Source organism: Chitinophaga rhizophila, from assembly GCF_019492185.1.
GTDB classification, from domain to species: Bacteria; Bacteroidota; Bacteroidia; order Chitinophagales; family Chitinophagaceae; genus Chitinophaga; species Chitinophaga rhizophila.
The window spans coordinates 1,505,554-1,528,045 of the sequence record NZ_JAICCF010000001.1 but is presented as its reverse complement, the minus strand read 5'-3'; the positions used below and the strand labels follow the sequence as shown (position 1 = coordinate 1,528,045).

At 45.3% G+C, this 22,492-nt stretch carries 13 protein-coding genes; 12 read left to right on the top strand and 1 reads right to left on the bottom strand.

The window, feature by feature from the left end; genetic code table 11:
* Nucleotides 1-350 precede the first annotated feature (350 nt).
* The 6 genes from K1Y79_RS05655 to K1Y79_RS05630 all read left to right on the top strand — a co-directional run bounded on the left by K1Y79_RS05655 (nt 351) and on the right by K1Y79_RS05630 (nt 7,349).
* Nucleotides 351-647, top strand: a complete 297-nt coding sequence (locus K1Y79_RS05655) for a hypothetical protein (protein WP_220249022.1) — start codon at nt 351-353, stop codon at nt 645-647.
* Between the two features lie 77 nt (nt 648-724).
* Entirely contained in the window at nt 725-3,040 is a 2,316-nt protein-coding gene (locus tag K1Y79_RS05650; protein WP_220249021.1) for a DUF5703 domain-containing protein, read from the top strand.
* Between the two features lie 62 nt (nt 3,041-3,102).
* Nucleotides 3,103-4,584 carry an alpha-amylase gene (locus tag K1Y79_RS05645; RefSeq protein WP_236059502.1) on the top strand — a complete coding sequence of 494 codons (1,482 nt, stop codon included), beginning with the start codon at nt 3,103-3,105 and terminating at the stop codon, nt 4,582-4,584.
* A 109-nt stretch (nt 4,585-4,693) separates the two neighbouring features.
* Nucleotides 4,694-6,205 (top strand): S10 family peptidase, encoded by a 1,512-nt coding sequence (locus K1Y79_RS05640; RefSeq protein WP_220249020.1) that lies wholly within the window; start codon nt 4,694-4,696, stop codon nt 6,203-6,205.
* Nucleotides 6,206-6,255: 50 nt separating this feature from the next.
* Entirely contained in the window at nt 6,256-6,825 is a 570-nt protein-coding gene (locus tag K1Y79_RS05635; RefSeq protein ID WP_220249019.1) for a Crp/Fnr family transcriptional regulator, read from the top strand.
* 77 nt (nt 6,826-6,902) lie between these two features.
* Nucleotides 6,903-7,349, top strand: a complete 447-nt coding sequence (locus K1Y79_RS05630; RefSeq protein WP_220249018.1) for a carboxymuconolactone decarboxylase family protein — start codon at nt 6,903-6,905, stop codon at nt 7,347-7,349.
* A 174-nt stretch (nt 7,350-7,523) separates the two neighbouring features.
* Here the strand turns inward: K1Y79_RS05630 and K1Y79_RS05625 are convergent, their stop codons facing one another.
* Nucleotides 7,524-8,189: a response regulator transcription factor gene (locus K1Y79_RS05625; RefSeq protein WP_220249017.1), complete on the bottom strand. Its 666-nt coding sequence runs from the start codon at nt 8,187-8,189 to the stop codon at nt 7,524-7,526.
* Between the two features lie 1,342 nt (nt 8,190-9,531).
* Between K1Y79_RS05625 and K1Y79_RS05620 the strand changes: the two genes are divergently transcribed.
* The 6 genes from K1Y79_RS05620 (at nt 9,532) to K1Y79_RS05595 (ending at nt 22,475) form a co-directional block, all read left to right on the top strand.
* Entirely contained in the window at nt 9,532-11,325 is a 1,794-nt protein-coding gene (locus tag K1Y79_RS05620) for a T9SS type B sorting domain-containing protein (protein ID WP_220249016.1), read from the top strand.
* Nucleotides 11,326-11,351: 26 nt separating this feature from the next.
* On the top strand, nt 11,352-12,362 hold the full coding sequence (locus K1Y79_RS05615) for a PorP/SprF family type IX secretion system membrane protein (RefSeq protein WP_220249015.1): 1,011 nt from the start codon (nt 11,352-11,354) through the stop codon (nt 12,360-12,362).
* A gap of 26 nt (nt 12,363-12,388) precedes the next feature.
* The gene (locus K1Y79_RS05610) at nt 12,389-14,713 is read left to right on the top strand and encodes an OmpA family protein (RefSeq protein ID WP_220249014.1); all 2,325 of its coding nucleotides are present in this window, start codon (nt 12,389-12,391) and stop codon (nt 14,711-14,713) included.
* Nucleotides 14,714-15,029: 316 nt separating this feature from the next.
* Nucleotides 15,030-19,112: a glycosyl hydrolase family 18 protein gene (locus K1Y79_RS05605; RefSeq protein WP_220249013.1), complete on the top strand. Its 4,083-nt coding sequence runs from the start codon at nt 15,030-15,032 to the stop codon at nt 19,110-19,112.
* Between the two features lie 128 nt (nt 19,113-19,240).
* A complete protein-coding gene (locus K1Y79_RS05600; RefSeq protein WP_220249012.1) occupies nt 19,241-20,695 on the top strand; it encodes a T9SS type A sorting domain-containing protein in 1,455 nt (484 codons plus the stop codon).
* A gap of 166 nt (nt 20,696-20,861) precedes the next feature.
* A complete protein-coding gene (locus K1Y79_RS05595) occupies nt 20,862-22,475 on the top strand; it encodes a glycosyl hydrolase family 18 protein (RefSeq protein ID WP_220249011.1) in 1,614 nt (537 codons plus the stop codon).
* Nucleotides 22,476-22,492: the final 17 nt, after the last annotated feature.

Here is a 22,492-nt window from a genome sequence, read left to right as displayed (position 1 = left end):
ATAAGTGGTCTTTTGAGGCGGTATTTTTAGCATTTCTGCAACATATTATGGCTGTTTTTCGATCAGGTATTTGCCATCTTACGTTCATCCTACGTTCAGGAACGTAGGATGAACGTAAGATGGTGGGGATTAAAGCGGGAGGGTAACGTCCTGAAATAGGTTTACATTGGATGCTGTCCGTCTTTTAAATGCTTTTTTAAAATCTTATCTTTGTTTGGGATGATTAGCGCATGGTCGCCATTAACTAACAGTAGCATGCGAATAGAACAAGCATGTCTTACATAAGTAAGGGACGGACGCCAATTCTATCAGTGTAGAGAAGTTTTACGGAATTGTATTAAAGTAATTTCATGTCTGATAATCGTCAATTTGGTTCAATAGCTGTTGACAGGCTGCATCTTGATCCGGAAAATCCGAGATTACCCGAAAGGCTGAAAAGGGCTTCTGATATTGACGTGTTGAATTGGATGCTTTCTGATGCAACACTTGTTGATCTTATGGCTTCCATCGCCGAAAATAATTTCTTCAATGGTGAGCCTGTATTAGCTGTAAATGAGAACGGAAAATACATTGTTGTTGATTTATTGAGTTGCTGGAGAAGTCGGCTAATGAAGATGAAATTGTTGACCTGTATCAGGACCTGTTAGCTGAATTAACATCCACGGAAATTCTATTTAACTGATTGCGCTAGTATCTCCATTAGCAACTAAAGTTCCGCGTGCCCATGTATAAGATGAAAGACTGGTATATATTTCCGATTGTAATTATATCACTACTGATGACAGTGCAACCATTGCTTGCGCAGCCATCTAACCTGTCACGCTATGACGTCATCTGGCATTCCCAGAGCCGGCATGCCGGCGATGCTATGCCATGTGGCGGCGGAGACATTGGATTGAATGTATGGGTAGAGCAGGGAGAACTGTTATGTTACCTCTCCCGTAGCGGCACATTTGATGAGAATAACGCAATGCTTAAACTGGGAAGGGTGAGGATAAAACTATCTTCCGGCCCTATTAGTAATACCGGATTTGTGCAACAACTGAAATTAGCGCAGGGATATGTACAGATCAGAGATGGACAGAATGAAATTAGTGTATGGGTGGACGTATTCCGGCCGGTAGTTCACATTGATGTGAAGAGTGCCGTTCCGGTGAAGGTCACTGCTACTTATGAATCATGGAGGTATCAGGATTATGTGCTGACAGATAACAGGGAATGCAGGACTAATTCTTATAAACACCTGCAGCCATTTCCTATTACAACTTACAGAGATAACGTCAGCTTCAGTGGTAATGATGTTTTGTTTTACCATAGAAACAGACGCGATGTTCAGGATATTTTCAGTTATACTGTACATCATGAAGGTATGGACACAGTAAAGGATCAGCTGTATGATCCGTTACGGGATAATACTTTTGGAGGGATGATGCGTGGTGAACAGATGTTACCGGTAGGGGTGGATTCAGGAATATATGCGGATGCACGCTTTCATTCATTGTCATTGCAGAGTAAGCAGCCGGTACGGAGTCAGCACGTCATGATAGGCATGGAAGTATCGCAGTCGCCTACACTGGAAAACTGGAAGACCGCGCTGATGCAAACCATGCGGCAGAGCAGTAAAGACATTGCTTCTGCACGGCGGCGTACACAACAATGGTGGGCCGATTTCTGGGACAGAAGCTATATTTACATAGACAGTGAAGATACTGCAGCAGTCACTGTAGGCCGGAATTACCAATTGTTTCGTTACATGCTGGGATGTAATGCCTACGGGAAATGGCCGACTAAATTCAATGGCGGGTTGTTCACCTTTGATCCGCGTTATGTAAATAAGGAGTTGCAGTTTTCGCCTGACTTCCGATTATGGGGTGGTGGTACAATGACAGCACAGAATCAGCGGCTGGTGTATTTCCCTTTTCTGAAAAGCGGGGATGTTGATATGATGAAAGCGCAGTTTGATTTTTACCTGCGTATTAAGCGAAATGCAGAATTGCGCAGCGAAGTATACTGGCAGCATCCCGGTGCATGCTTTACGGAACAGATTGAGAACTTCGGGTTGCCAAACATTACAGAATATGTGATAAAACGTCCTCCCGGTACAGATCCGGGTGTAGAGTATAATGCCTGGCTGGAATATCAGTGGGAAACAGTATTTGAGTTCTGCCTGATGATGCTGGACGCTTATCAGTATACAGGTGTTCGTACACCGGAGCACATGGCTTTTATTGAAAGCTGTCTGACGTTTTATGATGAACACTACCGGCAGCTTGCCAGGAAAAGAGGGAGGCGTGAACTGAACGAGAAGGGCGAATATATCCTTTTCCCTACATCCGCGGCAGAGACATTTAAAATGACCTATAACTCTGCGACTGTTATTGCTGCATTGAAAGTGATCACCATGCGTCTGCTGGAGTTGCCGGAATACCGTAATGATACAGTCAGCAGTAAAAGGCTGAAGCAGATCGAGGCACGGATACCACCGTTAGCTTTGACAACCATTGAAGGGCGGCAGACTATTGCACCTGCCCTGCTATGGGAGCGGATACAAAATTCCGAAGCGCCTCAGTTGTACCCGGTATTTCCCTGGGGACTCTACGGAGTGGGGCAGCCTGGATTGGACATTGCCCGTAATACCTGGGAATATGATCCACATGTAGTGAAGTACCGTAGCCATATCGGTTGGCGACAGTATAATATTTTTGCAGCCCGACTGGGCCTGAAAGCAGAAGCGGCAACATTAACAAAGCAGAAGTTTGCCGACGGGACTCACCGCTTCCCTGCATTCTGGGGACCAGGGTTTGACTGGACACCCGATCACAACTGGGGCGGATCCGCGATGATCGGTTTGCAGGAAATGTTACTACAAACCGATGGGAGGAAGCTGTACCTGCTGCCCTGCTGGCCGGAAGGATGGAATGCCGCCTTTAAGCTGCATGCGCCCTATAATACTACGATCGAAGGAAAGATCGTAAATGGTAAAGCTGTAGATCTGAAAGTTACACCCGCTTCCCGTAAAGACGACATCATCCTGTTATAGATGTGGTGGCATGTGGTTTGTATCTCTTATAGCATCTTTCCCCAAATCACAATGTACAACATATGAAAAATGGTACGATGATGCAGTTTTTCCACTGGTACTCACCAGAGGATGGAAGTTTATGGAATACCGTGAAACAGGAAGCGCCGAAGCTGGCTGCCATGGGTATTAACGCTGTTTGGCTGCCTCCTGCTTATAAAGGAGCAGACGGCATACACAGCAGAGGATATGATGTGTATGATCTTTACGATCTCGGGGAATTTGACCAGAAGGGAACTGTACGTACCCGCTATGGCTCCCGCAAGGAGTATGAAGAAGCTATTAAAACAATTCAGGAAAATGGTATGCAGGTGTATGTGGATGTAGTAGCCAATCACCTGATGGGAGGAGACGAAACAGAAAAGATATGCGTCAGAAAGGTAGACCCTGAAAACAGGAATGAGTTTATTTCTGAGCCGATGGAAGTAGAAGCTTATACCCGTTTCACATTTCCAGGCAGGAAGGGCGAGCATTCCGACTTTGTATGGGATCATCAGTGTTTTACCGGTGTCGATCATGTCAGTGACTCAGATGAAGAAGGCATCTTTACCATACAGAACGAATATGGAGAAGGCTGGGAAGAAGTAATTGATACAGAGAAAGGCAACTACGACTACCTGATGGGCGCTGATATCGAATTTCGTAATCCTGCCGTTAGAGAAGAGTTCAGAAGATGGGGAGAATGGTATTACAATGCTGTGAAGTTTGATGGTTTCCGCCTGGACGCAGTAAAGCATATCACGCCAACCTTTTTCAACAAATGGCTGGATCAGATGCGTGAGTATACCGGCAGGGAACTGTTTGCCGTGGGCGAGTACTGGGCCCCTGGACAGCTGGACCTTCTGCTGAAATACATTGATGCGACAGAAGGTAAAATGTCATTGTTTGATGCCTCTTTACATCATAACTTCTATGACGCCTCCCTGGCAGGCAAAGACTATGACCTGACGAAGATCTTTGATGGGTCGCTGGTACAGGCAAAACCATTCCTGGCAGTGACAGTGATTGGTAATCATGATACACAGCCTTTGCAGGCCCTTGAAGCAACCGTTGATTACTGGTTTAAGCCAATCGCCTATGCACTGATCCTGTTGCGTGAGCATGGATACCCTTGTGTATTTTATCCTGATTTGTACGGCGCTAAGTATACCGACAAAAACAAGGAAGGCGAAGACACAGAGATAGAACTGGTACCAGTAGAAGGACTTGAATTAATTATTCCGGCCAGAGACCAGCATGCATATGGCGTACAGCGTGACTATTTCGATCATCCGAATTGTATCGGCTGGACACGTGAGGGAGATGAGCAGCATACCGGTTGTGCTGTGGTGATCTCTAACGGAGAAGAAGGCAATAAACATATGGAGATTGGTAAGCGCTATGCAGGGAAGCGTTTTAAAGATATTCTGGGAAAAAGAGAAGAGGAAGTGGAAGTTGATGAGGAAGGATGGGCAGAATTTCTGTGCGCAGCCGGCTCAGTATCGGTATGGACGCTGGCGGAGTAACAAGGGAATTGCCCGTATTTTAACGACATTTCTCCTTTTATCCTAAAAAGGCTGATATAGAAAATGCGTTGCGCTATATTTACGGCAAAACCATTTATCAATCAGTTTTATGATCAGCAAATTCTTAATGCCCCTGCTGCTGGCGGGTACTGTCATTACACAGGCGACAGCCCAGACCTCAGAGGCGCAGATGAAACCCTCGCCTTCCCGCCTGTTGAATATAGACTCTTCTGTTGTGACTAAACATGCAGTCACTATCAGAGGACAGCGTATACCTTACACCGCCAGCGCCGGCAGCATTCCTATCTGGGATGAGGATGGCAAACCGTTGGCAGGCGTATTTTATACTTATTATGAGAGAGATGATATTAAGGATAAATCCAGCCGTCCGCTGGTAGTATCGTTCAACGGCGGACCGGGAACGCCATCTGTGTGGATGGAGATCGGGTATACAGGTCCGCGTATGCTGAATATTGATGACGAAGGTTATCCTGTACAGCCTTTTGGTATGCGTGATAACCCACATTCTATCCTGGATGTAGCAGACATTGTATTTGTTGATCCGGTGAATACAGGGTTTTCACGTCCGGTAAGTAAAGATATCCCGGGCAGTAAGTTTTACGGAGTAAATGCCGACATCAAATACCTGGCAGAGTGGATCAATACCTTCGTTACCCGCAATGGCCGCTGGGCATCTCCTAAGTTCCTGATAGGAGAGAGCTATGGTACAACCCGTGTATCAGGACTGGCACTGGAACTGCAGGAAGCGCAGTGGATGTACCTGAATGGAGTGGTATTAGTGTCGCCTACAGAACTGGGAATTGAGAGAGATGGTCCGCTGAACGCAGCATTAAAACTGCCTTATTTTGCAGCGACAGCATGGTATCATAAAAAGCTGCCTGCTGATCTGCAACAGAAAGATCTGAAGGATGTGTTGCCCGAAGTAGAAGAATTTACCATTAACGAGCTGGTACCTGCTTTATCGAGAGGCGGCTCGCTGGATGAGACAAAACGCAAAAGTATCGGCGCACGCATAGCCCGTTACAGTGGATTGAAAGATATTGTAGTACAGGAAAACAATCTGGATGTATCTGTCAATCTTTTCTGGAAGGAACTGCTGCGTGATCAGGGGTATACTGTTGGCCGGCTGGATTCCCGTTACAGGGGCATAGACCGTCAGACGGGTGGTACCAGTCCTGATTATAATGCAGAACTGACCGCATGGATACAGGCATTTACGCCAGCCATGCATATCTATCTGAGAGAAGAGCTGAATTACAAAACGGACCTGAAGTATAATATCTTCGGTCAGGTGCATCCATGGGACAGAAAGAATGATAATACCGGGGAGAACCTGCGTCAGGCAATAGCACAGAATCCTTTTCTGCATCTGTTGGTACAGTCAGGTTATTACGATGGTGCCTGCGACTATTTCAATGCAAAGTACAGCATGTGGCAGATGGATCCCGGAGGCAAGCTGAATAACAGGTTGAAATGGGAAGGTTATCGCAGCGGGCATATGATGTACCTGCGAAAAGATGATCTGGCTGCGGCGAATGAGAATCTGCGGAAGTTTATATTGGAATCTATACCAGCAAAAGGACAACCGGCAAAATATTAATCAGGAGAGGCCCCGTAATGGGGCCTCCTTTCTTTATTGTATCATTGCATATGCAAAGGCTCATAGCACATATCAGCAGGTTTGTTGACCTGACGGAAGAAGATAAAGACACGATCCTTTCCGTTATCCAATATCAGCAGGTGAAAAAGAAGGACCACCTGCTCAGGCAGGACATGATATGTAATGCTAATTATTTTATTCTGAAAGGATGTTTCCGCCGGTATTATATTGATGAGAAAGGAACAGAGCAGACTATCCAGTTTGCTATTGACAACTGGTGGATTACTGACTATGATAGTATGGAGAAGCGTAGTCCTTCCAGCTATTTCATCCAGGCAGTAGAAACGGGAGAAGTAGCTATACTGGACAAAAGGATACAGGAAGAGTTGTTTCAGAAGGTGCCTGTGATGGAGCGTTATTTCAGACTTGTGTTACAAAGGTCATATGCAGCCGCCATACAGCGTATCCGCTATATTTATGAATTTTCAGGGGAAGAGCGTTACAATCACTTCAGTAGCCTGTTTCCTGAATTTCTCCAACGTATTCCCCAATACATGCTGGCGTCTTATCTTGGATTTACGCCGGAATTTCTCAGTAAGATCAGGGCTAAGAAAAACTAAGCGGTCTTTTATTGAACTTGATTAAGTTTTTACCGGCAATAGTGTTTCAACTTTGTGTCAACAAAAACACAAAAGTCATGAAACAACGTTTTGATATGTCCAAAGTAGCGCCAGAAGGTTATAAAGCTATGTTTGGTCTGGAAAAATATCTTCAGGGAACGCAGATTGAACCGCTGCATAAGGAGTTGATTAAGATAAGAGCTTCGCAGATCAACGGATGTGCCTTCTGTATAGATATGCATACTAAGGATGCCCGTAAGATGGGAGAGACAGAGCAGCGGATCTATGCATTGAATGCGTGGAGGGAAACACCATTCTTTTCTCCAGAAGAGCGGGCAATCCTTGCATTAACAGAAGAAGTGACGTTGATCAGCAATCACGTAAGTGATGCAACATTTAATGAGGCGATCAGTTTACTTGGCGAGGAGCTGACAGCGCAGGTGATTATGGCGGCAGTAGTAATCAATTCATGGAACCGGATAGCGATTTCCAGTTTATTGATGCCAGCTGTTGATGAGGCATAAGGATATAAATTAAGAATCAGGAGTTGACAGCACAATGTGATACACTAAACCAATGGCAATATTGGCCACAGGTGGCTAACCAACGGGTTCTGGTAGTATCCGGGTGTTTAAGGTTTGTGAAATAATGGTCAATCAATTCCTGATTCTTAATTATTGGTACTTAATTATATGGGCTCATTTCTGCTGTTGTTGAATAATGTTTCTTATTACAAATTCTGTCAGCGCATTTCTTCCTGCGATGCCGAGTTTACCTGCAATTCTGTACCGGTGATTTTCAATTGTACGGATACTTACATTTAATTCGTCGGCCATCTGCTTGGTACTTTTACCTTCCGCGATCATTTTAATGATCCGGTTTTCGGCTTTACCGAGTCGGTGATACAATGCCTGTTGAGCAGTGGTTGAGTTAGCCAGGGATACGCTTCTTGTTTCATCAGGCGTGTGTACATGATTGAATTTTGCGAATCTGCCGAGGCGGGAACGGATACTAAGCAGGAGATCCCTTTTCCGGAAGGGTCTTGCCAGGTAGTCGTCAGCGCCGAGGTTCATCGCCATCCGCATTTCCTGTTTGTTATCTTTTATGCTAATAAAGATCAGGGGAATATGGTCAAATCCAGGATCGTTTCTGAGCGCCATGATAAAGTGGTGTCCACCTGTTCCCCGCAGGTGAGCGCCACAGATAATAAGGTCAGGTTGTTGTTGCTGACAGATGATGATTCCTTCTTCTTCTGAGGAGGCTGTATAAATATCATAAGATTGGGTAATCAATAACTGCCGGGTCTGTCTCACAAATACCTGGTCCTCATCTACAAGTAAAATTTTATAGACTGCAGTATTCATCAGAAAAGTGTTTGCAGGTTGTAATACGGGTATGCTTGTAACTAATTACAATACCCATATGTGAAGCGGGTACTTTTCAGATATGACATGCGGAACGGGCCTCCGGCCGGCGGAGATGAGCTTGTTATAACAATAGAATGGAACGGTCGTGTGCATTTTAATTTGGTTAATATTAAGAAGTTAGCGGTAGTTGCAGACACTTGACGTGGCATAGTGTTTCCGTCGTGTATCCAGCTTCCATCAGCTGTTTCCATCATGGTTTTGCATGTAGAAGATATGGGAATGGTCTTTCCAGTGGCGTAAATATGTATAGAATAACGGGTGCGATTTCAACTAATGCTCGTCGTCATAGATAAAATAAGCGCTAGTACTCAAAAACAGGTGTGCATATACTTACTACCTCATATGGCTTTAGCTGCTACTCCTAGCATAAGCGGGGACCTATATATAAGTAAATATAGCTATTTATTTCAATATGGTTATTCCCTGCCATATAATACCTTCAATTTATCATGTAGTGTAAGCAGTAATAATGCCAGGTTATATGTGAATGGAGTATAAATTAATGAGAAGATAGTGTAGGCAGCGGTAGGGGTTGGGCATAGACGATTATCACCTATCTATCGATGAATTTCAATGACTTTGGTTGTCCGGTTCACCCTCAATATCTACCATAATAAGCGAAAATAGTATCGATGAAAACCTCGTTTTCAAAATATGCGTACAACAAGCGCCTCGAAAGTTATCCACAAAAAAGCCCTTTTAAAGCCCTTAAAATGTGGATAACCAAAAACTACGTAGATGCGATGAGGATAGCTATGTCATTCACTCCCAGTTAATTTATTGTATGGTAGAAAAAATATATTTGAATGGCTCGCAGCCCTTTACAGGATGGTGATACATCGTCTCATATGTGCTGGAAATGGCAGGTGAATCCTCCCGGAAAATGGCCATTTTTAAACATGAAAAACCATGTTATGAGATGTGATTTCATTTGTAATGTTCTGATTTATAACTGACAAGTTGGAAGGGGTGCGGGTTATTAATTTTTAAAAAGATATTGTTTTCTCAATAAATATAGATATTTTTATATTCAAATTTACTATATCCCTGACTGTTGGATATTAATAAATCATAATCCATAACCAATGAAAAAAGCCACCTTATATGCTTTGTGGACCGCCCTGATAGCGGTATTTCACAGACAAGACATGCATCACCGGTTTGCCCGGATATATGTATATAATAATAAGAGGACAGTTGCTACACGCCATTTTTAGTGTGAGAGCGATTCATTGGTACAATAGCATTCAAAAATACTATCTGCAGTAATCCTAAGCCTATGCGCAAAAATTTCAATTCCGCTCGTGTAAACCTGCCAGGTATGCAGCGACGAGTTGGCGTGGTCCTTACTGATATTACAAAGCTGTCTGCACGCATCCTGCTCATGCTACTTTTTATGGTGGGTATGACCTGGTTGCCGGCTGTGGCGACTTCCTTACCATCAGGTAAGACAACTGTAAAGAATGTAAGATCAGCAGACAGGCCATATGCCAAATCTGCCGACTACTGGATGACATACTCCTTTACTCCTTCAGGTACCGACCAGTCAGTGACTACCGGTGACAGGATTAACTACAGGATATATGTTCGTAATACCGGAGACGAGCCATTGACAGGTGTACGTATCATTGATACTATTCCGCTGCACACTTCCTTCTTTGGCGCTACCAACGGTGGCGGATTGAATGGTGGGCTTTCAAATGGTGTACTGACCTATTCAAACGTAACCATTCCGGTGGGTTCTACCATCTATGTGGATATTGCGGTGGATGTAGATAACAGTCTTACGGGTGTAGATTATATTAATAACACAGGTTATATCGACCTGGGCGACGGTGTACCTGTACGGAACACCTTTGGTCCTGCTACAGATAATAATATTACTGCAGGCATGGGCGCTGACAGGGGCTGGCCTTCTACAAGGGTGCCGGTAGATAACGGGATGAACACAGTAGCATGGGTTGCTTCCGGTTACATCGGTAGCGGTCCTGACGGTATCATTGCTTCAGGCGACGTGATTACCTACGTAATACATGTAAGAAATACCGGTACACAGATACTGAACAATATCCTGGTAACAGATTATATCCCGGTGTATACAAACTTCTATGATTCAGAAGATGGTAGCGCGCCTGATGCCAACAACCTGATGTCATGGACAATTCCTGTACTGAATCCTGGTCAACAGGCATCCCGCACTTTCCGCGTGAGAGTTGCCACCGACCTCACAGGAGCAAGAACAATCGACAACACTGCATTTGTAAATAACGGTAACGGTAAAGGCGCAGTACCAACACTGCCGGCTTTATCAAACGATCAGAACCAGCCCGATATCGGCGGTGCAGGCAGACCATCTTCCAGCATTCCGATTGTGAGTGTGGTATCCTTTGAAGGATGGAAGATCGTACTGAATGCAAGTGGTGAAACAACCGTGTCATCCGGTGAAGAGCTGTCATACATTATATATGTACGTAACACCGGTAACATCACCATTCCTAAACTTGTGGTAAGTGACCCTGTTCCATACTTCACGAAGCTGTCAGGCGTATCTGACGGTGGTTTATACCTGGAAGGTTCTAATACGATCAGCTGGCAGGTGACTAACCTCGCAGCAGGCGCTGTAGCTACCCTGCACTTCAAAGTAAAAGTGGACGATTTACCGGATGGTATCAACAGTATTGATAACACAGCAAGGGTGAACATTGGTGGTAACTCAGATTCTACTTCCAGACCAACCTACAACTGTGACCCTAAAGAGTCAGATTGTGCGAAAGGTATCATCACCAGTATCAAAACAGCTGGTAAGGCAGCAGGTATGGTGATTACCAACGTGGTTACACCAAATGGTGACAATAAGAATGATTATTTCGTTGTAAGAGGAATTGATAAATACCCTAACAGTTCGCTGTACATCTTCAACCGTTGGGGCGGTGTTGTATACCAGAGTAAAGACTATCAGAATAACTGGAATGCGACGGGACTAAGTGAAGGTACCTATTACTACCGGCTGGAACTAAACAAGCCCGAAGGTGGGGTTGAAGTATTCAAGGGCTGGGTAATGATTATTAGATAATGAACTGTGATCCTAAAAGTGCAATTATGTACACGACAAAAAAATGGTTTACTGTAGTATTATTACTTTGCCTGGCCGCAGGTTCCCGTGCACAGCAAAGTGTCCAGTTCAGCCAGTATATTTTTAACGGATTAGCGATTAACCCGGCTTATGCGGGTTACAAGGATGTACTGCATCTGAATGCTTCATACCGTCAGCAGTGGACCGGTATGGATGGTGCGCCGCGTACCATGAGTGTATCCCTGGACGGCCCGTTGAACAGGGGTAAACAGGATGCAAACGTTGGTCTGGGCGTACAGGCAATGATGGATAACCTGGGACCGCAGAGCGCGATCTCCCTGTATGCTTCCTATGCATACCGCATCCGTCTGGATGAAGAGGATACCCGCCGCATCTGTTTCGGTCTTGGTGTGGGTGCAACGCAGTATGGTATGAATGGTAAGGATCTGGTATATCTCGATAACGGAGACCGTATCATTCCTGACGGTTCAGCTAAAGCAACTACTCCGGATGCACGTTTAGGTATCTACTATTATTCTCCTTCTGTATACATCGGGGTGTCTGTACTGGACCTTTTGTCTAAATACACCAGCTCGGGTTATAAATGGAGAGGATATACATATGAAAGTATCCGCAGGAAACAACATGTGTACATCACAGCCGGTTATATGTTCTCTGTGAATGAAAATATCTCCCTGAAACCATCTGTATTGTTCAAGACTGATTTCTCTGGTCCTGCCGGATTAGATGCAACGCTGATGATGCATATAGATGAACTGCTGTGGGTAGGTGGTTCTTACAGAACAAACCTTTCTGTGTTAAACAAGAAATCTGTAGTTAATAACGCGGGTCTTGACAAGGCGAATGCTGCAAGCGCTATCCTTGAGTACTACATCTCTCCAAAGTACCGTGTGGGCTACTCATATGATTACAGTATGAATAAACTGGCGGGTATTCAAAGCGGAGCACATGAACTTTCGATCGGTATATTATTTAATTCAAAGCTATTCAGTACGTCTAATCCCCGCTATTTTTAAATTCTAAAAGATCATCAAATCTTTATATGCTACGACGTTGTTACGCGATATTATTGTGCACCACTCTGACGGTTCCGGCAGCACTGTTTGGCCAGGAGCAGAAAAGCGTAAGGGTAAGGGCTGATGAGGCTTTTGAAAGGCAGGAATATGCTGTTGCTGCATCCTTATATGGAAGGATTATTTCTAAAAAGAAAACGAAGACTTCCATAGATCTGTTGCAACGCATTGCCCTCTGCAATCGTGAAATAGGTCAGTACGAAGACGCTGCCTTCTGGTATGAAAAGATGGCCGAACGTCCGGATTGTCCGCCAGTGGTATATCTGCAGTATGGAGAAGTTTTGAAGAGTGTGGGTAAATATGTTGAAGCAAAACAACAAATAGCCAAATTCAAAAGTCCGAAGCAGGATAGTATCAGACTGATGAACGTCATGATGGCAGGTTGCGACAGTGCCATCGCCTGGAAATCAGGCCGCCTGGATATGGCGATGGAGAATATCAAAGAACTTAGTTCTTCCGGTTCTGATTACGTAAGCGGTGTAACAAGACAAGGTTTACTCCTGGTTTCCAATGGTTACCGGAAAATGACCATGAACCTTTTACCTGAACGTAACCCGGCTATTGATACCCGTACCAATCAGCCTTATTACAAAGCCTACATTTTCAAACAATACGCACAGGGTGTAGCTAATACTTTTGTTGAAGAAGTTGTGCCACAGTTACTTGCCCTCGTACCTTATCACATTGGTCCTGTATGTTTCAATGCAAGAGAGGATACCATTTACGTTACACTGAACTCCTGGCAGCAGGATATTGCTAACCGCAAAAAACGCGGTCCGGTAAATGGGGAACGTGTTATGATGGTGTTCTGGTCTGTAAAAACCGGTGACGAATGGAGACCACTTGAGCCGCTGAAAGAAATTAACTCAAATGGTTATTCTACAGGTCACGTGGCATTAAGCCGTGATGGTAAGACGATGTACTTCGCTTCCAACAGAAAAGGCGGACAGGGTAGAATGGACATCTGGTTCAGTGAGAAGCAAAAGAATGGAAGATGGGGTAAACCAAAGAACTGCGGTCCTATTATCAACACTCCTTTTGACGAAGCATTCCCTACCTATAATGAAGAAGACATGTTGTATTTCTCCAGTAAAGGGCACCCGGGAATGGGAGGATTTGATATGTTCCGTGTAGCTGGTAAGGGCGCTGACTGGCATCGTCTGCAGAACCTGCGCTATCCGTTCAATTCCGGTGGAGATGACCTGGGCTTCATTATGAAGGCGAATATGTATGAGGGATATTTTTCTTCCAACCGTCCCGGTGGCGGTGGTAGTGATGATATCTATCGCTTCATGGATACCCACTTCTCAGAAAGATTTAATAATGACCAGGGTATCCAGCCTTATAAAGAGCTGGAAGCAGGTATAAAACCAGAGCGTCAGATACTGGCAGCGAACGATCCGGAAAAACAACCGGCAGAATCCACTTCAGTGGCATCCAAGCCGAAGGAACCGGTGGTTGTATCTCCAAGACAACCGGTAGTAGTGCCGATCAGTTTACCAACCGGTACCACTTCGCAGGATCAGACCGAGACAGTGAAAGAGCCGGTAGTATACTCTCCGAAACAACAGGTATCTGCACCTATCAATATTCCGTCTACCGTAACTACTACACAGCATCCTGTTGCTGATCCGGTAGTTGCCAAAAACGATCCGGTTGATGTGCCAGCGAAAACGCCGGTAACAGAAACTAAGACTACTGCACCGGTAAGACGTGGTCCAGGCAGTAACAACAAGCCAACCAAGCCTGTTACAAAACCTGAAACCAAAACGCCGGTAGCCGTAACCAAGCCTGACCCTGTGATAGCGCCGCCAACAGGTAATGAGTATGTTGAGACGCCTGCTGAAAAGCCATCACAGAAACCAGCCGAACCAGTAGCTATCTCTCAGCCAGAGCGTCAGCAGGACCAGGAGATGGATGAAATGGACAAGGCGATCCAGAGCAAGATGGAAACAATGGAGTTCTACTATGACTATAACAGCGCTATCCTGACTTCCAAGTCAAGAAACCTGCTGGATAGGGTAGCGGTAGTACTGAACCAATATCCTAACTGGAAGCTCCAGATCCGTTCTTACACTGACAGCCGCGGTTCCGACGCCTATAACAAGGACCTGTCTGCACTGCGTTGTTATGCAGTAATAGAATACCTGGTGAGAAAAGGTGTAAACTCTACAAGACTTTACTACGAGAACATCGGTAAAGATCCTGCAGATCCATGCGGTAAAGGTGTACCTTGTACGGATGAGCAGTATATGAAGAGCAGACGTACCATGCTGAAAATCATTCATCAATAGTCTGACAGCATTTAAGATAAGAAACGCCCTCCCGGTTAGTTACCGGGAGGGCGTTCTGTTTATGTCAAAAAAAATTACATTTGGGATAGTACTATACCACGTTAGGTACGACACCTATATAGAGTCTGGAAGTAAGAATCCGTAGCGATAATTAACCATAATACCTTAAAATACCATTTACCTGTGAAAACCGGTCTTATATCTGCACATCATTAATTCAGAGAGCAAACTGACACCGTTGATAATACCTGTGGCCTGGCATTTTTAAGCAGAGATAAACCAGTAGTTCCATATCGTCTCAAAAAAACCGTTATACATGAAAGTAAATTCTACCTTTCGTAGCGCATTGCCGTACCATTACGTAAGGCATGCATTGCTGCTGTTACTGCTTATCCTGGGTGTATATCCCGCGATGGCGCAGGTAACGCCGCAGGTGCCCGCTACTACAAAAAATCACAACAAGCAGGTGATAGGATATATCACCCAGTGGGATGCCTGGAAGGACGTTGCCGGTATCGTTCCTAAAGGCGGTTATAACCAATTGAACGTAGACTATTCGCAGTACACCATCCTGAACTTCTCCTTCTTTGGAGTTGCAAAGGACGGCTCTTTACACAGTGGAGATTTCCGTAACAAGAACATCTATCAGCCCGGCTCCGTACAGGAACCTGGCGCACTGGTAAATGAGGACATTTACAGCAGCTGGGACATGTTCCTGCTGTACGGCGAACTGGATGCACCGCTTTACTACATAACTGAAGGAAGTTATCCCTATACCCTTGGTTATCGTAATGAGGGCAGTGGCTGGAAAAATGTTAATACCGGCAGAACCGGTGCTTTCCCTTTATCTGTACCCAAACAGGGTGGCGCGCAGGGAGTGCTCGACCTGGCACATTCCAAAGGGGTAAAAGTAATGGCTTCCATCGGTGGATGGAGTATGTGTAAACACTATCCGGAAATGGCAGCTGATGCCACCAAACGTGCAAAATTTGTAGCCGGTTGCGTAGAGCTCATTAATATGGGCTTCGATGGTATAGACTTCGACTGGGAATATCCGAATGATCCGGGTATGAACATAGAAAGATATAGCGCTGCCGACTACACCAACTTTGCATTGCTGGTTGAGGCTGTGAGAACAGCAATTGGTCCCGGCAAGCTTATTACGGCAGCATTTGCGGCATCTCCTGCCAAGCTGCAGGGATTTGACTGGGCACGTCTTAATAATTCAATGAATTATTATAACATGATGACCTATGACTATAACGGCGGCTGGTCTAATAAGGCAGGCCACAACGCGCCGTTATATGATTATCCCGGAGCTGAATACACCAATTTCTCTATCGATGCAACCGTAAAAGCACTGAGAGCTCTAGGCGTAAATATGTCTAAAGTTAATATTGGTGCACCTTTTTATGGTCGTGGGGTGGTTACCTCCGGTACAGCTGCATTAAATGCTGCTACGACCAAACGTGCGGAAACCGTACAACCGGATGGGCCTATTCAGACCTGTGCTGACTATACTAACTGGGCGAAAGACCTCTGGGACGGTACGCCCAATTACAGCTATATACTCCAGCAGACAGGTTCCGGTTGGACGGAAGGATGGGATGACGTAGCCAAAGTTCCGTATAAGACTAAAGGCAACTATTTCCTCAGCTACGACAACGAGCGTTCAGTAGGTGAAAAAGCAAAGTATATTAAAGATAACGGATTGGGAGGAGTGATTATCTGGCAGGTATATGGGGATATGCTGAATATGACCAGCAATACCGTTGCCAAAGGGAAACTGATTTATTGTCCCGGTACCACCTCTCCGCTCGTTAACAAGATCAACGCAGTATTTGCAGATGGCACTACACCGGTAAATCAACCTCCTGTAGTGAGCCTTACAGCTCCGGCAGCAAATACAGCATTCAGCGCACCAGCAAGTATTACGGTAAGTGCTAATGCAACAGACAGCGACGGCAGTATCAGAAGAGTGCAGTTCTACAATGGTGCTACGAGTCTGGGTATTGACTCCGTATCTCCATATAGTATCAGCTGGAATAACGTAGCGGCAGGAACGTACAGCATTACTGCCATAGCTACAGATAACAGTGGCGCTACAACTACCTCATCAGCAGTATCTGTTACTGTTACCAATGGTACAAATCCACCGGTTGACAACAGTAAAGTAGTGGTAGGTTACTGGCAGAACTGGAACCTGGCCGCTGCTCCTTACATCCGCCTGCGCGATGTAGACAGCCGTTATAATGTAATTGAAGTGGCATTTGGTACTACCGGCAGCGACTTATCAACGGTAAGCTTTACTCCGGAAGGAACAACCGTTGCAGAGTTCAAAGCAGACATTGCAACATTGCAATCTCAGGGCAGAAAGGTGTTACTCTCACTCGGTGGGGAAACCGGTACCCTGGTGATCAACACAGCAGCTAACAAACAGTCATTTATCACCAGCATGAAGAACCTGCTGGATACCTATAATTTCGACGGTTTTGATCTGGATATTGAAGGAGGAACGTCTTTGCAGCTTAACAATGGTGATAATAACTTTATGGCTCCGACAACGCCAAAAGTAGTTAACCTGATCTCTGCTGTGAAAGAGATTGTTGCTTACCGCAAGGCACAGGGTAAAAACTGCCTACTGACCATGGCACCTGAAACCTACTATGTACAGACAGCCTATGGTTCTACTTATTCTCCACTGGTAGGCGCTTATCTGCCTATCATTTATGGTTTGCGCGAAGAGCTGTCCTGGATTCAGCCACAGTTGTATAATACCGGTTCTGTAATGGGATTGGATAATAGGGTGTATAACTCAACAACTGCAGACTTTATCGTGTCAATGACTGAGATGCTGTTACAGGGTTTCCCTGTGTCGGGCACCAGCCAAACTTTCCCGGCATTACGTGAAGATCAGGTAGCCTTTGGCCTACCGGCTGCACCAGCAGCCGCAGGAAGTGGTTATACTGCACCGGCAGAAGTGAAGAAAGCGCTGAACTACCTAACCAAAGGTCAGTCGTACGGTGGCACTTACGTCTTAAGGAAAGCTGCAGGATACCCTGGTTTAAGAGGTATAATGACCTGGTCAGTGAACTGGGATAAAGTTAACAACAGCGAGTTTGCTGCCAACTATCATCCTTATTTCTTTGGTTCCACTCCGGGAAATCAGTCACCCGTAGTCAACATTACGGCTCCGGCTGCTAACGCAACATATAATGCCCCGGCCTCTATTACTATTACCGCAAGCGCATCTGATGCAGATGGTTCTGTAGCGAGAGTAGAATTTTATAATGGTAGTACCAGATTGGGTCAGGCTACGGCTGCGCCATATTCCTATACGTGGACCAATGTAGCCGCAGGTACTTATAGCCTCACAGCTGTAGCTACTGACAATGCGGGCGCAGTGACTACCTCTGCTGCTGTGTCGGTACGAGTAAATGGCACTGGAGGAAATCCCTGCGATGGTATTGCCGTATGGTCAGCTAGTATTGCATATAGTAATAACCAGCAGGTAGTATACAATGGTAAAGTATATGCCGCGAGATGGTGGACGCAGGGAGATCAACCGGATACGCACAGTGGTGCAGACCAGGTATGGGCCTATGTACGTGACTGTGGTGCTAACCCTGGCAATCAGCCGCCTGTAGTTAGTATTAGTTCTCCGGCAAATGGAGCCGCATTCACTGCACCTGCTGCGATAGCTATCCAGGTTACTGCTTCAGATGCAGACGGAACAATCGCCAAAGTAGAGTTTTACAATGGTAGTACTAAACTGGGAGAAGCGACAACCAGTCCGTATACTTATACCTGGAATAATGTAGCTGCGGGTAGTTATAGCATTACAGCCAGGGCTACCGATAATGGTGGCGCTACTACAACGAGCGCAGCTGTAAACGTTCAGGTAGGTAATGGTAACACCGGAAACTGTGCCGGAGTAGCTGCTTATCAGACGTATCCGAAAGTATATAACCAGGGTGATAAGGTAGTATATAACGGCATACTGTATGAAAGTCAGTCAAATGGTTTATATAATGTAACGCCTGGTACTGCTGAATGGTGGTGGAAACCACTGGGTGCATGTGGCGCAGCTGCAAAAATTGCAGCCGTATCCATGACGCCGGATGCAGGTACTGCAAATGACAGGCTGGTAGTATTCCCTAACCCGCTGACCGGCTCTATCCTGAAGGTGCAGATCAATGCAGCGCAGGGAGAAAGAGTGGTAATTGAGTTATGGAGTAATAATGGTCATGCTATTCTGCGCAGGCAGATTACAGCGGGTACTAAAGGTCAGCAGATAGTTGATCTGGATGTATCGCAGGTACCGTCAGGCTCGTGGATATTAAAAACCAGCAATCAGCAAAGCGGCCGGAAGGCAACGGCGAAGATTGTGCGGTTATAGTTGATTTAATATATAGTCATTAGCATTAAGAATTAGGAATCTGCATAGTCAGATTCTTAATTCTTAATGCTGATTTATCGAAGCTGCTTTATTTCTCTCAAAATATGTTAACGCTAAAATTCCAACGTATGATGAAAACATCTACCCACTTATGCTTTTGTTTTTTTCTGATGATCTGCCTGCTTGCAGGTTATTTGCCGGTGATGGCACAATCAGCTATTTATGGTGGCGGTCCCATTTACAAAAACCGCAATTATTCAATTAATGAACTCAGGAACTCAGGTTATACCTGCGTTGTAGTATGGACAATTCACATTGATGCCAGTGGAAATTTTAGTTTCAATGCAGAGTTCCCATTGATCCAGAACGGTACCTATATAGGTGCCAGCTCCTATCCTGATTTTGTGGATGATATGGCAAGACTCAAGTCTGCGCCAACTACTATTAACAGGCTGGAATTTTGTCTCAGCGCCTGGGGATCTCCGACTTTCACCCATATTAAGAATCTGATTGCAGCACAGGGTACTGGTAGTACAAGTATCCTTTACAGAAACTTCCAGGCATTACGTAATACCTTTCCGATGGTAGATGCCATTGGATTTGATGATGAGAGTGCATACGATGTCAATTCTTCGACTGCATTGGCAGTAATGCTGGGCAATATGGGTTTTAAGGTGAGTCTGGTACCTTATACCAATCCATCCTACTGGACAAGTGTTGCGACTAACACAAATAATCAGCGTCCAGGTACTGTAGACAGGGTTGACCTGCAATGTTATGCCGGTGGTGCAGGTAATTCTCCCTGTAACTGGAATTTCGGATCTATACCTGTATATGCAGGATTATGGGATGCTGAGAAAACCACTTCTCAGGTACAAAGTCAGTTGAATACCTGGAAGAACAGTTGTCCTTCCCGTATCAGCGGAGGGTTCATATGGTTGTATGACGACATTGATAACAGTCCGCAAACGGCAGCTTATGCTACCGCGATTCGCAATGTATTTGGAGGTGGTACGCTCAATACGCCAGCAGCTACCTTTTACAGGGACTGTAATTACACCGGACTGGCAATTAGCCTGCCTGTAGGAGACTACACGTTATCAAGATTGCAGTCTTATGGCATCCGGAATGACGACATTTCATCTGTATCATTAAATAGTGGATATAGTACCCGTCTATATGTAAACGATAACTTTGGAGGTAATTCCCTACCGCTGACAGCGAGTACCTCCTGTCTTGTAGCAGCCGGCTGGAATGACCTGGCAAGTTCGCTCATCATACGTTCAGGAAGCGGTGCAAGAACTGCACAAGATGTAATGATGCAGAAGACCAGCATGTCTGTCACACCTGTAATAAAAGATTTTATACTCTATCCTAACCCTGTAGTCAGTGAATTAAGATTCCAGACCACAGATGATTTGTCTGGTGCCCAGATCAGGGTATTTGACCTCAGCGGACAGCAAGTGCTCGCCGCAAGAAATATTGCCAACAGGCTGGATGTATCCAGGCTGCATGCTGGTGTGTACACTATTGTGATTGACAAGAATGGTAGCGTAACTACACGGCAGTTTGTAAAACAATAGCAATAACCATTTTAATTTGATAAATCCTTTTTGCAGGTTCTGCTTTACACTTCCAGTAACTGATATAATAAGGGAAACACAACTTTGCCAGGAGGCAGCAGGCAGAACTTGCATCTGAATCGCCGGCTTACGACCGGTGCATCTTAAATCCCTCAAAAATTACAGCATGAAAGCAAAAAAATGGATAAAGGCAGGTTTGCTGTTTGCAGCAGGTTTGTTGTTGTCTGCGCAGATCTTCGCACAGTTTAAGGTGGTAGGCTATATGCCTTCCTGGTCAGGCAGCGTAAGCGCCATCCAGTATAGTAAGCTGACGCACATCAATTACTCTTTTGCCTTGCCTACCTCTACCGGGGGGCTGCAACCAATAGAGAATCCATCTAAGTTATCCAGTCTGGTGAGCAGTGGTCATGCCAATGGTGTGAAGGTACTGATTGCTATTGGCGGATGGAACAACGGAGATGACAGCGCTTTTGAAACTCTTGCAGCAAATGCAACTTACCGCACCAATTTCGTTAATGCGGTAATGAGCTTTGTTAATCAGTACGGTCTTGATGGTGTGGATATGGACTGGGAATATCCCGATGCAGGGGCATCTGCCAATAACTATTTACTGCTGATGCAGCAATTGTCTACAGCGCTGCATGCGCAGGGCAAACTGCTTACCGCAGCAGTAGTAGGAACAGGTGGTGCCAGCATCCTCAGCGGGGTATTTAACGTAGTTGATTTCCTTAACCTCATGGCTTATGATTACAATAATTACGAACATTCTACTTATACGTATGCTTCACAATCACTGGCTTACTGGAAGGGCAGGGGACTACCTGCTTCCAAAGCTGTGTTAGGCGTACCGTTTTATGCTCGTCCATCCTGGAATAGCTATGCCACTTTGCTGGCCAACGGAGCAAGTCCTAATTCCGATTATTTTGGTAGTGATTATTATAATGGTTTACCTACCATCAGAAGTAAGACTAACCTGGCGTACGACCAGGGAGGTGGTATAATGATGTGGGAGTTATCGCAGGATGCTACAGGCGCTAATTCATTACTGAGCGCTATCTATCAGGTAAAAATTGACCGCGGCGGTACGAATCCACCGCCACCGGGCACCCTCATCCAGGCAGAAAATTATACATCCATGTCAGGTGTACAAATAGAACCTTGTACCGATGCTGGTGGTGGTTCCAATGTGGGCTACATCGAAACCGCAGACTGGATGGCTTATGCAAACATCAACTTCCCTACTTCCGGCGCTTATAAAGTAGAATACAGGATAGCCAGCCAGGGCGCGGGAGGTCAGTTGTCACTGGACTTAAATTCCGGCGCGACAGTATTGGGGTACCTGAGTGTACCCTCAACGGGCGGCTGGCAGAACTGGACAACTATTTCACATACAGTAAATGTCAACGCAGGTACATACTCCGTGGGTATCTATGCACAGACAGGCGGCTGGAACATCAACTGGATACGCATTACAAAAGTGGCTGCTGCTGCGAGTGCGACGACAGCAGTTACGAGTGTAAAGGATCAGTTGTTTGACAATCAGGAAGTTGAAAAGGCTCCATTACTCTTCCCGAATCCTGTTGTTACGTCACTCAACCTGAGAGGTAGTTTAAACCAACCAGGAGGCAACATCACCATTTTTGATCTGAATGGTAAACAGGTGCTGAATGCCAGAAGCGGTATTACCAGTATCAGCGTTGATGCACTTCCTGCCGGTACATACCTGTTGGTATACACCAAAGACGGGAAGAAGGTAACCCAGAAATTTGTAAAAAAATAAACTGACCTGCTGCTTCC

What these genes read in the sequence shown, in the direction of transcription:
- K1Y79_RS05620 (WP_220249016.1), top strand. Translation starts at nt 9,532, where the DNA reads ATGCGCAAAAATTTCAATTCCGCTCGTGTAAACCTGCCAGGTATGCAG.
- K1Y79_RS05650 (WP_220249021.1), top strand. Translation starts at nt 725, where the DNA reads ATGTATAAGATGAAAGACTGGTATATATTTCCGATTGTAATTATATCA.
- K1Y79_RS05625 (WP_220249017.1), bottom strand. Translation starts at nt 8,189, where the DNA reads ATGAATACTGCAGTCTATAAAATTTTACTTGTAGATGAGGACCAGGTA.
- K1Y79_RS05605 (WP_220249013.1), top strand. Translation starts at nt 15,030, where the DNA reads ATGAAAGTAAATTCTACCTTTCGTAGCGCATTGCCGTACCATTACGTA.
- K1Y79_RS05595 (WP_220249011.1), top strand. Translation starts at nt 20,862, where the DNA reads ATGAAAGCAAAAAAATGGATAAAGGCAGGTTTGCTGTTTGCAGCAGGT.
- K1Y79_RS05655 (WP_220249022.1), top strand. Translation starts at nt 351, where the DNA reads ATGTCTGATAATCGTCAATTTGGTTCAATAGCTGTTGACAGGCTGCAT.
- K1Y79_RS05640 (WP_220249020.1), top strand. Translation starts at nt 4,694, where the DNA reads ATGATCAGCAAATTCTTAATGCCCCTGCTGCTGGCGGGTACTGTCATT.
- K1Y79_RS05610 (WP_220249014.1), top strand. Translation starts at nt 12,389, where the DNA reads ATGCTACGACGTTGTTACGCGATATTATTGTGCACCACTCTGACGGTT.
- K1Y79_RS05615 (WP_220249015.1), top strand. Translation starts at nt 11,352, where the DNA reads ATGTACACGACAAAAAAATGGTTTACTGTAGTATTATTACTTTGCCTG.
- K1Y79_RS05635 (WP_220249019.1), top strand. Translation starts at nt 6,256, where the DNA reads ATGCAAAGGCTCATAGCACATATCAGCAGGTTTGTTGACCTGACGGAA.
- K1Y79_RS05630 (WP_220249018.1), top strand. Translation starts at nt 6,903, where the DNA reads ATGAAACAACGTTTTGATATGTCCAAAGTAGCGCCAGAAGGTTATAAA.
- K1Y79_RS05645 (WP_236059502.1), top strand. Translation starts at nt 3,103, where the DNA reads ATGAAAAATGGTACGATGATGCAGTTTTTCCACTGGTACTCACCAGAG.
- K1Y79_RS05600 (WP_220249012.1), top strand. Translation starts at nt 19,241, where the DNA reads ATGATGAAAACATCTACCCACTTATGCTTTTGTTTTTTTCTGATGATC.